Source organism: Myroides injenensis M09-0166, from assembly GCF_000246945.1.
GTDB lineage: Bacteria > Bacteroidota > Bacteroidia > Flavobacteriales > Flavobacteriaceae > Flavobacterium > Flavobacterium injenense.
Genome location: NZ_BAEX01000001.1, coordinates 43,143 through 58,597, shown reverse-complemented (window position 1 = coordinate 58,597; position 15,455 = coordinate 43,143). Strand labels below are relative to the sequence as shown.

The following is a 15,455-nucleotide window of genomic DNA, read 5'->3' as shown; positions in this document are numbered from 1 at the left end:
TTAAATAAAAAACTGATTTTAAATAATTTACGCTTTAAAATAGAGTTCTACAAACATAGTTAAAATAAATTCTCAAATGCCTGATCAAGCTCATCTCTATTAAAATCCTCTACATAAGCTTCAGTAGTTTTAATAGATTGGTGTCCAAAAGCCTGTTTAAGCATATATAAGTTCACCCCTTTTTTTAATGATAGAGTAGCGAAAGTATGACGAGCTGTATAAAAGGTAATCTTTGTTTTAATCCCGCATTCCTTTGCAATGATATTTAATTGCTTATTATAATAATCCCTAACACTACTTTTTCGTGCTCTTAGTTCTTCTTTAGTATATAAGCTTAAATCTTTATCCAAGATTGAAAAGATGTAATCTGTATCAAATGGCCTATAGATTCTGAAATAGTTTAAGATAGTATCCAAGTCTTTATTCTCTGGTATCTTTACATTAATAGCCACGCCTGTTTTATTTCGGATATAACTAAAACGATTAGAGTTTATATCATCCCATTTTAATTCAGCGATATCAGTAAAGTTCATTCCTCGACAAAAGAAACTAAATAAATAAGTATACAACACCTTAGCTCCTTCAGTATTTTCTGAAAAGTCATAATCAAGTAGCAGCTGTAACTCTTCTTTTGTCAGTGCTTTTTTTATCTTGGTAGATTTCAACTTAGAAATCACATAGTCTCTAAATGGATAATTCTCCAAAGATGCTATTTTTGATTTAATAGCAGAATTATAAATAGCACGTATATTACGCATATATATACCTATTCCTCCATTTGTACAGCCTCTTGATCTTAAGTCTGCTTCAAAGGCTACTAAAAAAGAATAATCAATTTGTGTAAACTCATATTTGATCACCCCAGGCTTAAAACGTTTTAAAGCCTTTAATGAATCATTATATGAACTTGCTGAACTAACTTGACCTGCTTCTTTGAATTGCTCAATCCTTTTTTGAAAAAAAGCAACAAATTTTACAATCTCAACCTTCTCTGGTCGAAGTAGAGAATCAAATACTTCAAGTGTAAACTCTTTTTCTTGTTCAATCATCAAGTCCAATACTTTTGACGCATCTTGTTTGAGCGTACTTAATATTCTATTGGCCTGTAAAAAATTCGGGAACTTAGAGGTAAACTCCCCCACTTTTGCATTCCAAAATTTAGGTGCAGTACTGTAAGGTGTTTTATAGAATTTAGACCTCCTATTAATAGTAACTCTAAGATTAATTGGGTAAGTTCCATCACTTAATTTTGTCTTTTTTAATACAATTTTTAAACTCGTTTTCATCATAAATAATTTTAAAGTACAACATACGTACAACAAATCGGTACTTATCGTGCAAATAGATGAAACAAAAATATTTTAAAAATCTTGCAACTAGCTAAAAATCAGTCGATTTGAAATAAAATGCAATTAAATACAACATTCATTTCTCCGGCTCATAATCAGTAAGTCCCTGGTTCGAGCCCAGGTGGGACCACAAAAAGCATTCTTAATTGAATGCTTTTTTTTGTTAATAGTAATTTTTGATATACATCTATCACAAATATCAAGGTAGTTTCTTTTTATTTATTCATACTATCTATTGTCTCTAAAACCGTATTTACCCAATCCGTATCTTCTATAGACACAATGATAGTATTAAATCCATACTGCTTTCCTTCTCGTTGTACTCCTAAAGAGTCGTCGATATGAATATCAATTCCAAACTCTGGTGGATACTTAGAGATTCTCTTAGCTTTACTACCTAATCTACTCTCGTGTAACTGTTGATTAACTACAGTCCCCACAGAAAACCCATAAGCCCAAAACATACGTTTTATCTTAGTCTTGCTCCGATATGAAGTCGTATAGACGCAAACCTCATATCCTCTATCTCTTAAAGTTTTAAGCAATTCAAGAGTTCCTAACCGCAGTCTTTCTACGCCAAAGATTCGAGTCATTAACGTCTCTTTTTCTAATGGAAATCTACTATTAGAAATCAGAGTATCATCTAAATCAAAAGATATTTTCATTTACTTACAAAATTAAAAAATTACTTATATATAAAACTTCCCCCTCTTATTGCGATTTAGGTTAACAATTCATAGCCTTTTATATCCGATTCTAAATATCCGATTTCCATAATGCTATCCTTTGTATACAATCCTATTCAACATAAATTATCATATTATACCTTCTACTCCAAAAGTATGTTAAGATAAAAGTATAGTAAATAAAATAATCCACATCAATATTCCCAGTCATCATCACATGTAATGTAGAATTATTATAAAAGTAGTATCTATATTTATATAGTCTACGCTTCTAATATTTAAAGCATTTCACCGTTGATATAAAACTTAATTAGAAACAAATAATCTAAACAAATATTCACCAAAAGTATCTATCAAACACTCATCAAATATACTAATATCAATAAACTTTTGCCCGGCTAGATATATACTTTAAAAACACTTTTAATAACAAGTTACCCATAATAAGCTCTTTCTTATAAAAAAGTAAATTAACACATTAAATAATTGTTAATATGATAATTATCACAGAATACTTAACGAAATAAGTTGACTTTTCCTACCTTACATTTTTTAATAAATATTACATGAAATTTAAACCAATCCATTCATTTCATATTCCAGTAATGGGACTAGCCTATACGATTGATAGTCCTGTAAGAGTTGCGCAATATGGTTTATCTTCTACTATATCTGTAATGGACGATGAATTAATAGAACGCATGAATCGTTTTTACTGCGAGAAATTTGAATTGCCTTATCAAGAAATCTCTAAGAAGATTGAGGATTTTAGAGCAAAGCGTATTACAGCTTATCTAAACACATTAGATACAATTGTCAAAAACAAATTTGAAAACCTAAAAAGAAGTATTCTAACTAGCAAAAAGGAAATTGAAGAGTATATTGATATGTTACCCAACCTTTCGGAGGTAAGACAAAATATGCAAAAACATATCGACGAGAAGTTGTCTTTTGACAATCTAAAATCAATAGTTGAAAACTATCTTAATCCAGGAGAGATCGACGTTAATATAATGACAAAGGTCGATCGTGAAAATTTTGACAAGAACGAAGCTCTACCAGCCAAATATAATGATGCACATGCAGCTCTACGAGGTTTTGCACTAAGTAATTTGAATTCGTCAGTAGTATTGTCTGCTGGTATGAATCCAAGATTATTTAGTTACTTCGAAGAATTTGAAGCTTTTTATCCTACCTCAACAAATCAATTAGATAAAAAGATTATATTAAAAGTTAGTGATTTTAGATCTGCATTAATTCAAGGCAATTTCTTAGCAAAGAAGGGTCTTTGGGTATCTGAGTATCGCATTGAATCAGGTCTTAACTGTGGTGGTCATGCATTTGCAACCGATGGTTTCCTGATGGGGGTAATTCTTGATGAATTCAGACAACGTCGCGAAGAGTTAATTGATTCTACACACGGCATTCTTTGTAAAGCTCTTGAGCTCAAAGGAAAACACATACCTTCTTCGCCTTTAGAGTTAAAAATTACCGCTCAAGGTGGTGTAGGAACGTCAGAAGAACACGATTTTTTAATCAATCATTACAAACTTGACTCTGTAGGATGGGGATCTCCATTTTTACTTGTACCTGAAGCCACTTCTGTAGACGAAGCTACTCGTAGATTATTAGCTAATTCAAAAGAAGAAGATTTATACCTAAGTGATATTTCGCCTTTAGGAGTACCATTTAATAGCATTAAAGGAACAACAAATGATCTTTTCAAATCACAACGTATTACGAGTAATAAAGCAGGAAGTTCTTGTCCTCGAAAATATTTAGCATTAAATAAAATGCACTCTGACGAAGGAATATGTACAGCTTCTAGAAAATATCAAACTATAAAAATAGAAGAACTCAATTTAGAAAAAGAACATTTAACACAAGAGCAATATCAGGAGGCTTATAATAAGATAACTGAAAAAGCTTGTCTATGTATAGGTTTAGCAAATGCATCACTATTAGATCACAACCTGCCTATAAAAGGAGAGGCTCAAGGAGTAGCAATTTGCCCAGGTCCTAATATCGCTTATTTCACAAAAGAAGTTTCTTTAAAGAAAATGATTAATCATATTTACGGTAGAGATAATGTGATTGATACTACAGACAGACCTAATTTTTTAATTAAAGAATTGAGAATGTACATTGACCATTATAAGAAAGAGCTAAAATCAGTGCTTACAGATAATACCCCCATAAAACAGAAAAAACTGCAAAAAACAAAAGAAAATTTATTAGCAGGTATTAAATATTATGAGGAATTATTCACTAATGAAACGCTCTACTTTTCTAATAGTAAAGATTGTATTCTAAAAGAATTAGCATCAATAAAAACAGAATTATCAAAAAAGTTACTTCTACAATAAGTATCTGAATAAAATATAAAACTCCCTTTGCGAATTTACACACAAAGGGAGTTTTTTTTATTTATGTAGTCATTCTATCTATCAGAAAGTCATAAAACTTATCACTTAACGGACAAGCAAATAAGTCAAAAACATGTACTGCACCAGGCACAACCCATAATTCGGTAGGGACACCTGCCCTATATAATTCTTGTGTGTATGCTATAGCTTCATCCCTTAATGGATCAAGCTCACACGCAACAATTGTGGTCTGAGGTAATTCCTCAAAAGCATCGAAATTCAACAAATCAGCATAGCGATCTGATTTTGTTTTATAATCTTCTCCATAGAAGTGAATCCACGCAGCATCTGCATAAAAAGTATTCCATAATGGACTATCTGAAAATTCAACCATAGAAGGGCTATCCATTCTATTAGTAATAACTGGATACAACAGAAATTGATGCTTTATGTTATTTATCTTATTATCTACTGTCATCTGCACTACTGCCGCAGCTAAATGAGCACCAGCACTTCCTCCAAATAAGGTTATTCTTTCACTACTGATGCCTAATTCTTGTTCACCATCTGACATAATCCACTTTAATGCATCAAAACCATCTAAAATTGGTATAGGAAAAGGATATTGAGGAGCTAGACGATAATCAACTGAGACTATAGTTGCCCTTAAATCTCTTGTCATTTTAAACATTAAATCATCTACTTGTTCAGGAACACCAAATACATATCCACCACCATGAAAATATAGAATAACATTTTCCCTTACTGCTTCTATATGTTGATAAATATGCAAGCGTATATCATACTCATCATAGGAACTAGAAATAAAAAAATCCTTTACTACCAGACCTTCAGGACATTTCTAAAAATTATTCTTAGAAAAAGCAAGACGATCGTCTCTAATGATTTCAGGATGATATCTAAAATCATCTCTATCAAATTCCAGAGGATAGGGAAAACTATCTAAACTCTGTTTTAGGCCTTTGTCAATTCTATTTACATCCATTTATTATAACTGTTCCATTGTATATCCAACAAAATAACTTCATTTACTACAAAAAATTAGGTAACCACTAAATTATTTTTCAATAGTAAGATTACCATTATTTTCATTCACATCCCAAACCAATTCACCATTATACCATATTTTACTTTTTCGTATTGTATTATTATCTGGTCTTATTACCTCCATTTCTATCTTATCAACTTCACTCTTTGATAAAGATAAATAAACCTCCATTCTATTGATATCAGTTGTTTGATGTAATTGACGTATATTAATATGATAGATTTCCTTTCCACCTTCATTGTATGAATCTATAAGTTTATCATTACTTTCTAAACCTAAATTCATTTTTTGGGTTTCATTAATTATATAAAACAACCTTATATTCTCATGTTTATAAGCGTTTTCATTCATAGGATTTAACAAATCTTCACCAGATTTATTTTGCATTCTAAAACTAAATGCTAAATCTACAAAAGCATTAGGAGGGTCTACCTTATCATCTGTATTACAACTAACTACAGCATATATTATCAAGAACAATGTTACAATACGTTTCATTTCTAGTTATTTATTTTGGTGTAATTTCAATTTAATAATAGGTGAAAAAAAAATGAATTTATATACAAATTTAAGTTACCTAAAGTACAAAAATCAAAACCAATAAAAAGATAAAATACAGTAATAACACCTATTAATTACATTGTTGCTAAAAAATGACAACCTATATTGTCATAAATACAAATAACATTAACTGTATCAATAGTGAATAAGACAATTCTCCTACTTACTTTCAAGCCAATGAAAACGGGACTTGCGAGAGATTGCTCCAACACCGCTTCAACACTTCTTCAACAATCCCTTATATAGCGGCGTCTTGTTGAAGGAATGTTGAAGCGGTGTTGAAGAAGTGTTGAAAAAATGGTTAACTATCATCAAACTTTTATTATATGATTTCAATATTAATATAAGGGGAAATCGATAGACAATCACAGTTAAGACTTCTCAATTGATCAAAAGTTTATTGCTATTTCAGTTATCTCTAACAAACAATAAACAAATAATAAAATCGTTATAGTTGTACGGTAAATAATATTTATATATTTATTTTTGAATTGATTCTAGAATACAATAAAGAATTACATTGTGTTTAAAAAGAGTTATTTAAATTGTATTAAATTTGCAAGTAAATTATCGGAATAAATAAAAAAGAATTCTATAAAAAAATTGAAATGAAAAAAATTTTACTACTATTTCTAATCTTATCATCTGTTACTTCGTCTTATGCACAAAAGAAGTCTAAAAAAGATGATAAAAAAGCTGAAATAAAGATTGAGTATGTTGATATTAAACAAATCTTAGAAAACAAAGAAGGTTTAAATTTATCTCAACATCAGGTAACAGCTTTAAATATTAAGAATGAATATATCAAACGTGATCTTGCTAAACTTAACTCTAAAAAGACAATGGAGAAAGTTGAAAAAGACATGCATGAAAGAGAATTAAAAAAATCTTACGATCTTTTTATTAAGAAAACGCTTAATAATGATCAGTTCAAAGAATGGACGATTATAAAAAAGGAACTCCTTCAAGAAGGTCAAGAAGAGTTAACTCTAAAAGAAGCACTCAAAAAACTTGACGTAGAATATAAAGCTGAAGTAAAAGAAATCTATAGAAAATACAAAACAAATCGTAAGATCTATTATGCTCAACGCAATATTGCAAAGAAAAATTACGAAACTAAAAAAGTAAAACTAATAGAGAAGTTTGAGAAAAAAGATCAAGACCCAGAAGAAGAAGAAAAAATATTAAGTCTTGAAGAAATAGCAAACTTGTATAAAGAATACGACGAATATTACGGAGGACAATCACAATCTACCCCTCTTGACTATCTAGATATCAAGGAGGAATATAATGATGAAAATCCTGAGTCAACAACTACAGAAGAAATTTATTATAATGAAGAAGGAGATTATTAATCTCCTTTTTTTTGACCTTTCTAGAACTACTATAGTATAATTTAATACTAAAATGTCCGAATTTTACCAAAATGTAATCCATATAGTTGTATTGGTATTGTTTTTTTTTGCGAAATTTGCACAAAAATTATACTATGTCTTATATCAATAGAGTACTAGGTGGGAAATGCCCTAACTGTGGCAAAGTCAAATTATTTCATGACAAAGGAAATCCTTTTACTTTCCGCATGCCTAAAATGACACACGAATGCAGTTCATGTGGATATAATTTCCATAGAGAAACTGGTTTTTACTTTGGAGCCATGTATGTAAGTTACGCTCTTACGGTTGCAGAAATGGTAGCAGTAATGGTACTTAGACTTATAATCAACTATTTATTTGGCACCAATATCACTATGTTTCACGCATTTATAGCAATTGTGATAGTTATATTTGCACTTTGGACTTTTAATTATCGTGTTGCACGTATTATGTATTTAAATCTTTTTTATAAAAAAGAGTAGGTTTATTAAATAAAAGTTCTTTATATTTGCCCCACTTGAAACAAAAACGGGTGTAGTTCAAGGGTAGAATAGCGGTCTCCAAAACCGTTGATGGGGGTTCGAATCCCTCCACCCGTGCATATTAAAAAAGCTCCTTTTTAAGGAGCTTTTTTTATTCATATCGCTTTTGAAATTCTTTAAGGGTACAACCAGATTTCTTCTTAAATACTTTTGAGAAATAAGAATAGTCTTCATAACCTAGATAATTAGCAATATCATTAAAGCTTTTATCTGTATACATCAACATTCTTTTTGCTTCCAAAACTACTCTATCCAGAATAATATCTGTAGTAGTTTGGTTAACCTGTGTTTTACAAATGCGATTTAAATGTTTCTGAGTCATATTCATCCAATCAGCATAAACAGCTGCAGATTTTTCTTTCCTAAAATTCTTCTCTAGCAGATCTTCAAAAAACTGAAAGTGATTATAATAAGGGGCGCTTTGCTGTACTCGTAATGATTCACCTTGCGCTAATACGCGATTAATCTCTATATAAAAAAGCGAAAGTAGATTTACTAATACTTGATTGCGTTTCCACAATTGAGAGGCTACTTCTAAAAGCATCTTCTTAAAAATATATTCAATCTCATTGCGTAAAACACCATCAATATATAATCCATTAGGTGCGTATATTGATCGAAATATAGGATATTCACGCACAGTTTCTCTTACAAAATAAAGGTCTAAGAATTCTTGAGTATGAAAAAAAATATATCCATCAATGTCAGCTGATAATTGCCAACTATGTGTTTGACCAGGAGCAAGCAGAAAAACACTTCCAGGACAAATATCATAACTATTAAAATCTATCTCATGCTTGCCACCCCCCTGCGTAAAAATCATGCAGACATAAAAGTTATGTTTATGGGGTTTATCGATGTGCTCATGATTGCTTATTAAATGTTTAGGAATTGTATTTGCATAAAAATCTTTTCCTAATTGATCTTTATTTAAATCATCCATTTGCAATACAACAATATCTCCCATAATATAAATTTATTATACAAAGATAAAAGATGTTTTAAACAACAGTAAAAACTAATCAACAAGAAAGTATTATCATAAAAATAGCCTAACAGCTTTCATTACTACAAAACTCATTTTTATTTCACTGATAAGAAATATAAAACAACAAATTATTTGTATTTTTATCCTTTTACGATGAATAATTAAAAACGCATCTATCAAACAATTAATAATGAAATATCAAATATTTTTATTTATAGCCATCACTCTTGGGATGACTTCTTGTATGCAACAATCTAATAATAACCTATCTGAACTAGACAAGAAATCATCGAGAGAAGTAAGCTTATCGTCAAAAGTGGTTGGAGATACAATTTATCATATTACATCGCAAAAAATATGGGCTGATGGCGCACTTATAGCAGAAAAAACAGATACAATTAAGACTGTAAAAGAAATAAATAGCTGGGGAGATTCTGCTCCAACCTCTTTGATAAAAGCTCCAATATTTGTTACAGTAGAATAATAGTAATTATGAAAAAAAGTAGTAAAGCAGTTACACTAGTTTTAATCTCTGCAACATTAGCATCATGTGCAAAAGTGTCTAAAGAGGAAGAAAGGCAACGCGTTTTTATGAGGGCAGATAACTCTGCACCATATACAGAAGTGACTGATCAATACGAGCAACAGCGACGAAGTGGTGGTATGGGAATGGGAAGTGCACTACTATGGTACATGGCCTTTAGACCGATGATAGGAGGAGGAATGGGATATACTAGTAATGGTATATCTACACAATCTAATGTAGGCAAAAACACTGCAAAAGCAAATGCAGTAAAAACTCAAAAAACAGCAAGAGGCGGCTTTGGTACGACTGCCAAATCACAAAGTGCTTCTTCATAAACTGAAAATGAATATAAAATACTTAACAGTAGACAAAGACTGGGAAAAGCGTCTCGAAAATAATGGTTTTGGTTATCACACAGATGAGAATAAGACACCTTATTGGGTAGAGAATTACTATTATAGCATTACAGAAAATTTTGCAAATGAAATATACGAAGCGACTGCAGAACTATGGACGATGTGCCTAGAAGCAGTTGACTATGTAATATCAAATAAACTTTACGACGAATTTCAGATCCCCTTATTCATACAAAACCATATTGAAAATTCATGGGAAAATGATTCACCAAGTATATATGGTCGATTCGATTTTGTTTATGATAAGAAACTAAACCAATTGAAAGTTTTAGAATTCAATGCAGATACACCTACTTCCCTATTTGAAACTGGTGTAATACAGTGGCAATGGATGCAACATTATTTTTATAAGAGTGTAGACCAGTTTAATTCAGTTCACGATCAACTAATTCATTCATGGAAAGAATTAAAACCTTTCTTAAAAGGAAATACACTGCATTTCAGCTGCATGCGTGAAACACTTGAAGACTTAACTAATATAGAATACCTTAGAGATTGTGCAATTCAAGCTGGTATCAACACAAAATTGATATACATAGATGATATTGGATGGGATGGTGAAACATTTACTGACTTAGAGGATGAAATCATTACTAATATTTTTAAATTATATCCTTGGGAATGGCTAGTTTATGAACCTTTTGCTTTACATATCCCCAATGATATGGCACAAGCTAACTGGATAGAACCATCGTGGAAAATGATATTATCGAATAAAGCTATTCTACCAATCTTATGGAAGCTTTATCCTAATCATCCACTACTATTAGAGGCTTATTTTGACGAACCTAATGGGATGACAAATTATGTAAAGAAACCATTACTCTCTAGAGAAGGAGCAAATATTACACTATATAAGGATAATGTAATAACAGAAGCTACTCCAGGTGAGTATGGTGAAGAAGGATATATATGCCAAGCATTAGCTAATCTCCCTCATTTTGATACAGGTTATTCCATCATTGGAAGTTGGATTATCGGCCAAGAACCATGCGGAATTACCTTTAGAGAAAGCGATAAACAAATAACAACAGATAAAAGTAGGTTTATACCACACATAATAGAAGATTAACTTAACGACCGATTTGTAACTTAAAAACAATCGGTCGTTTTTAATTTAAATAACAATGACACCTGAATTTATATACGATAAAAAATACGATAACATTACTTTTGAAGCTAATGGCATATCATTTAGAGAATTTGAAAACTGTGTATTTACAAACTGTGATCTCACTCAATGTTCTTTTTTAGCGACCATGTTTATAGACTGTGAGTTTATAAACTGTAACTTTAAAGAAGCTGAATTAAATCTAGTTGCATTGCGAAATGTCAATTTTGAAAATTGCAACTTGACTAAAGTTAACTTTGCAATGATTGATCAGACAATTTTTGCATTCACGATGAATAACTGTAACCTAGAATTCACACAATTCTATGGTCTAAAATTGAAGAAGCAAATTTTTTCTAATTGCAGTCTTATCAGTGCTGACTTTATGGATTGTGATTTAACAATGGCAATGTTTGACAACTGCAATCTTCATCGTGCTGTTTTTACAAAAGCCAACTGTGAGCGAGCAGATTTTTATACAAGCTATAATTACGATATCGATCCAGAGCATACGAAAATTAAGAAAGCTATATTCTCAAGAGATGGATTGGCAGGATTATTGACCAAGCATCAACTTGTATTGAAATAAAAATAGTAAATATTGAAAAAGAAAAACTAATTTAGTTTCCTATAACACTAAGTAACAGATGAGAGTATCTAAAAAACAAATATTTGGAGGGACAATTATATTAATTATAATTGTTATTTATTTTAGTGGAGAGCAACTTTTAAATTATTTTATTAATAAACATCTTCCACAAATTATAGCGGAGAAAAACGATACTCCATATAATTTGACGTATAAGAAGGTTAACTATTCCCTTGCTCTTAGAAGATTAATTGTTAAAGAAGTCGCTATTTCACCAAAAGATACTATTGATCCAAGAAAAACCACCATAAAAGGAAACTTAAAGGCTATTGAAATCCAAGGTGTAGCAATATGGGAACTAATAAGAAAACATAATTTAAGAGCAAATAAGATTGCATTACTAGCCCCAGACATTACTGTATGGAAATCTAAAGATTCGCTATCGAGTAATACTCCTCATAAAAAGATAGAAGTAACAAATAGTATTGACATATCTAGTATTGTGGTAAAACAAGCTCACGTTTTGCTAAAAGATGCGAAAACAAAAGACAGGCTCAACGAGGTCTATAATTTTTATGCAGATATTCAAGGTGTTTATTTTGGAGCTGAAACAAAAGAGAAACCGATTCCGTTTACCTATGAGAAATATCAGCTCTCTTGTGACTCTATTTATAATAGACTTAATGATAAATTAAACTTTACTATTGGTAATATTGAGATTACCCCGAGCTATTTTAATGCCGCTCAATTAAAGATTACTCCATCTGCCAACACATCTAAGCAAATAGATGGTGAAGATGCTAATATAGTAAACTTAAATATTCCAAATATTAAATTAGAAGGAACAGATTGGGGATATAAAAATGACAAAGATTTTTACTTAAAAATATCTTCTATCATTTCTAACTCAGCAGAATTTGAAATTCTAAGTAAAAAAAGCAAAACACAAGAAGAAATAGAAAAAGCAGAAAAAACAATTCTACCACCATTAGTCCCTTTTGATTTAAATATAGATAATATATCTATTCGCAACTTTAGCTTAAATTCTTTAGGAATATGGGACACAAAAAACACTACAATATTATTCAATAAAATCACTAATAAAGTAAATGACAAATTTACAATTGAAAAGATTGAAGTAGAAGGACCAACAATAACACATACACCTTCAAATACACCAAAAAAAGACATAAAAAAACAAAAACTAAAACAAATATCAGATCATATATCAGTTGATTCCTTAGTATTAAAAAACGCTAATTTCATTGTACATGATGCTAAAGAAAATAAGTCAACTATTGAAATTAATGCTATAAATTCTACTATTGAAAGTATTGAAATTAATGCCTTAACTACGTCTAATAAGATCCCTTTTACTTATGGAAAAAGTACTTTATCCACTGGTAAATTTCATTATGACACTGGTAAATATTATGATTTGTACTCTGATTCAATAGTTGTAGATAATAATAATTTAAAAGTAACGAACTTCATACTTAAGCCCAAATATAGTAGAGCTAAAATGGTAAGTATGTTTAAATATGCCGACGATATTTTTACCTTAAATACAAAAGAAATCAGTATTGACAATTATAAATGGGGCTTCGATGAAAGTGGAGAATTTTATTTTAATACTAAGCTAATCTCAATTGAGCATCTAGATGCTAACATATTTAGAGATAAAAACCCTCCACACAATCCAAGTATAAAACCGCTCTTTAGTAAAAAATTGAGAGACTTAAAATTTGCAATGTTTGTTGATGAACTTCAGATTAAAAAATCGAAATTAGTATATGAGGAATTAGATGTAAAGTCTGTTGCTCCTGGTAAAATAACATTTAGCAATTTTAATGCGACGATTAACAATATAGCAAGTGGCTATAAACAAACAAAATTACCATTGACTACAATAAAGGTAGATGCTAGTTTTATGAATGCTGCTCCCCTACATGTCGATTGGAGTTTTAATATCCTAAATAAAAAAGACCAATTTAATATTCGAGGAACTATTAATAATTTTCCAGCGACAGCAATGCAACCCTTTTTACAACCTTATGTAAAAGCTTCTACAGACGGAACGCTTGACCTTGTAAAATTTAATTTCAATGGGGACAACAAAACAGCCAGAGGTACTTTTGAAATGAAATATGAAAACTTAAAAGTAACTTTATATCGCAAAGATGGAAAAGCTAAGAAAAAAGTATTATCTGCCTTAGGGAATCTATTTATAAGGGATTCTACAAAAGGAGAAGTAAAAACTAAAAACATTAAGGAAGTCGAAAGAGTTGAAGACAAGTCATTCTTTAATTATTTATGGCTTTGTGTACTTCAAGGTCTAAAACAAACAATACTGTAAAAAATAAAACAACATAAACTTTATATATAATGAAAACAGCATTAATCACAGGAGCTACATCTGGTATTGGAAAAGCAACAGCAGAAGCTTTAGCTTCCAATTATAGATTAATTCTTTGTGGAAGAAGAACAGATAAACTCAATGAGATAAAAGAAAACTTAACTAAAGTTACAGATGTTCATATCTTAACTTTTGATGTCAGTAATAAAGAACAAGTTTTTAATGCTATTAACAGTTTACCTGTAGAGTGGCGACAGATAGATGTATTAATTAACAATGCAGGTAATGCACATGGTTTAGCATCATTTCAAGAAGCTAATATAGAGGATTTAGAAGCAATGATTGATATCAATGTGAAAGGAGTAATCTATGTCACTAAAGCGGTTCTACCTCTTATGCTACCCATCGGAAATGGTCATATCGTAAACCTTTCATCTACTGCAGGAAAAGAAACCTATCAGAATGGAACTGTTTACTGTGCATCTAAATCAGCTGTTGAAGCCCTATCCACAGGAATGAGGTTAGATCTTGTTACAAAGGGCATCAAAGTAACTAATATTGCTCCAGGAGCAGTTGAAACTGACTTTTCCCTAACAAGATTTAAAGGTGATCAAGAAAGAGCAGCTAAAGTATATGAAGGCTATCAACCCTTGCAAGCACTAGACATAGCGAATGCTATTCATTATGCTTTGATGCAACCAGAACACGTACAATTATCAGATATAACTATCTATCCAAAGGCACAAGCTAGCCCTACCGTATTCAACAAAAAAATACAATAATTTATTAATGACCAAAACTGTTTTGACCTAAATTTGTACCATCAAACAGCTATAAAAAACAAGTGTTTTAAAATGAAAAGATTAGTAACAATTTGCCTTTTTATGGGGATAAATTGTAACATTAGTTGGGCAAACAAATTATTCTTATCCTCAATTTATAAGGACTTAACTGAGAAAACGGATACAATATTTATAGATTTAAAAAATGATCCAGACTTCAAGTTTAAAAACAACTTAAGATGGTATCAAGACTCAGAATTAGCTTTATTTGGCATTAAAGATAATAGTGGTAAATTATTTATAGAACCTATGTTTACCCAGATTGAATCTTTTATTGATGGAATATCTATTGTTACTTACGACGACTTGCAAGGAGCAATAAACAATAGGGGCGAAATAGTCATCCCATTTCAATATGAAGAACTACAAACGAGTAGTGAATTTATGATTCCATTTTATGAAAATGGCAAGTGGGGATATTTTAATACTTTAGGGGAACAAATAATAGAACCTATTTATGAATATGTAGGTGGTTTTTCTGATGGCTTATCATTAGCATCTCAAAATCAATTATTTGGTTATATTAATAAGAAAGGGAAAGTCGTAATACCTTTCCAATACGATTATGCTAGCCATTTTGAAAATGGTGAAGCGAAAGTAGAAATTAAATTTAAAGCCTTTACAATTAATAAAAAAGGAACAAAAATAGCAGATTAAAAAAGGGAGATGAATTTCATC

16 protein-coding genes and 1 tRNA gene are annotated in these 15,455 nt (G+C 30.6%); 11 read left to right on the top strand and 6 right to left on the bottom strand.

Annotated elements, in window-relative coordinates:
- Nucleotides 1-59: 59 nt before the first annotated feature.
- Complete coding sequence (locus RH98_RS00275) at nt 60-1,286, bottom strand: site-specific integrase (RefSeq protein ID WP_010249210.1); 1,227 nt, start codon at nt 1,284-1,286, stop codon at nt 60-62.
- Nucleotides 1,287-1,564: 278 nt separating this feature from the next.
- Complete coding sequence (locus RH98_RS00270; RefSeq protein ID WP_010249208.1) at nt 1,565-2,014, bottom strand: HAD family hydrolase; 450 nt, start codon at nt 2,012-2,014, stop codon at nt 1,565-1,567.
- 587 nt (nt 2,015-2,601) lie between these two features.
- Between RH98_RS00270 and RH98_RS00265 the strand changes: the two genes are divergently transcribed.
- The gene (locus RH98_RS00265) at nt 2,602-4,401 is read left to right on the top strand and encodes a hypothetical protein (RefSeq protein WP_010249206.1); all 1,800 of its coding nucleotides are present in this window, start codon (nt 2,602-2,604) and stop codon (nt 4,399-4,401) included.
- A 61-nt stretch (nt 4,402-4,462) separates the two neighbouring features.
- Here the strand turns inward: RH98_RS00265 and RH98_RS00260 are convergent, their stop codons facing one another.
- The 3 genes from RH98_RS00260 to RH98_RS00255 all read right to left on the bottom strand — a co-directional run bounded on the left by RH98_RS00260 (nt 4,463) and on the right by RH98_RS00255 (nt 5,968).
- Nucleotides 4,463-5,194, bottom strand: a complete 732-nt coding sequence (locus RH98_RS00260) for an alpha/beta hydrolase (protein ID WP_010249205.1) — start codon at nt 5,192-5,194, stop codon at nt 4,463-4,465.
- Nucleotides 5,195-5,263: 69 nt separating this feature from the next.
- Complete coding sequence (locus RH98_RS15710) at nt 5,264-5,407, bottom strand: hypothetical protein (RefSeq protein WP_158427097.1); 144 nt, start codon at nt 5,405-5,407, stop codon at nt 5,264-5,266.
- Nucleotides 5,408-5,479: 72 nt separating this feature from the next.
- Nucleotides 5,480-5,968: a hypothetical protein gene (locus RH98_RS00255; protein WP_010249203.1), complete on the bottom strand. Its 489-nt coding sequence runs from the start codon at nt 5,966-5,968 to the stop codon at nt 5,480-5,482.
- A 671-nt stretch (nt 5,969-6,639) separates the two neighbouring features.
- Here RH98_RS00255 and RH98_RS00250 point away from each other — a divergent pair.
- The 3 genes from RH98_RS00250 to RH98_RS00240 all read left to right on the top strand — a co-directional run bounded on the left by RH98_RS00250 (nt 6,640) and on the right by RH98_RS00240 (nt 8,006).
- Entirely contained in the window at nt 6,640-7,386 is a 747-nt protein-coding gene (locus RH98_RS00250; RefSeq protein ID WP_010249200.1) for a hypothetical protein, read from the top strand.
- Nucleotides 7,387-7,520: 134 nt separating this feature from the next.
- Nucleotides 7,521-7,889 (top strand): DUF983 domain-containing protein, encoded by a 369-nt coding sequence (locus RH98_RS00245; RefSeq protein ID WP_010249198.1) that lies wholly within the window; start codon nt 7,521-7,523, stop codon nt 7,887-7,889.
- 46 nt (nt 7,890-7,935) lie between these two features.
- Nucleotides 7,936-8,006, top strand: a tRNA-Trp gene (locus tag RH98_RS00240).
- Between the two features lie 34 nt (nt 8,007-8,040).
- On the opposite strand, the gene RH98_RS00235 is transcribed toward RH98_RS00240, so the two are convergent.
- On the bottom strand, nt 8,041-8,916 hold the full coding sequence (locus RH98_RS00235) for an AraC family transcriptional regulator (RefSeq protein ID WP_010249197.1): 876 nt from the start codon (nt 8,914-8,916) through the stop codon (nt 8,041-8,043).
- A 211-nt stretch (nt 8,917-9,127) separates the two neighbouring features.
- Between RH98_RS00235 and RH98_RS00230 the strand changes: the two genes are divergently transcribed.
- The 7 genes from RH98_RS00230 to RH98_RS00200 all read left to right on the top strand — a co-directional run bounded on the left by RH98_RS00230 (nt 9,128) and on the right by RH98_RS00200 (nt 15,434).
- Nucleotides 9,128-9,421: a hypothetical protein gene (locus tag RH98_RS00230; protein WP_010249195.1), complete on the top strand. Its 294-nt coding sequence runs from the start codon at nt 9,128-9,130 to the stop codon at nt 9,419-9,421.
- Between the two features lie 8 nt (nt 9,422-9,429).
- Nucleotides 9,430-9,798 carry a hypothetical protein gene (locus RH98_RS00225; protein ID WP_010249192.1) on the top strand — a complete coding sequence of 123 codons (369 nt, stop codon included), beginning with the start codon at nt 9,430-9,432 and terminating at the stop codon, nt 9,796-9,798.
- Nucleotides 9,799-9,805: 7 nt separating this feature from the next.
- Entirely contained in the window at nt 9,806-10,951 is a 1,146-nt protein-coding gene (locus RH98_RS00220) for a glutathionylspermidine synthase family protein (RefSeq protein WP_010249191.1), read from the top strand.
- 55 nt (nt 10,952-11,006) lie between these two features.
- Nucleotides 11,007-11,579, top strand: a complete 573-nt coding sequence (locus tag RH98_RS00215) for a pentapeptide repeat-containing protein (RefSeq protein ID WP_010249189.1) — start codon at nt 11,007-11,009, stop codon at nt 11,577-11,579.
- 58 nt (nt 11,580-11,637) lie between these two features.
- Entirely contained in the window at nt 11,638-13,935 is a 2,298-nt protein-coding gene (locus tag RH98_RS00210) for a DUF748 domain-containing protein (RefSeq protein ID WP_010249187.1), read from the top strand.
- Between the two features lie 29 nt (nt 13,936-13,964).
- A complete protein-coding gene (locus RH98_RS00205) occupies nt 13,965-14,717 on the top strand; it encodes an SDR family NAD(P)-dependent oxidoreductase (RefSeq protein WP_010249185.1) in 753 nt (250 codons plus the stop codon).
- Between the two features lie 72 nt (nt 14,718-14,789).
- The gene (locus RH98_RS00200; RefSeq protein ID WP_026038639.1) at nt 14,790-15,434 is read left to right on the top strand and encodes a WG repeat-containing protein; all 645 of its coding nucleotides are present in this window, start codon (nt 14,790-14,792) and stop codon (nt 15,432-15,434) included.
- Nucleotides 15,435-15,455 lie beyond the last annotated feature (21 nt).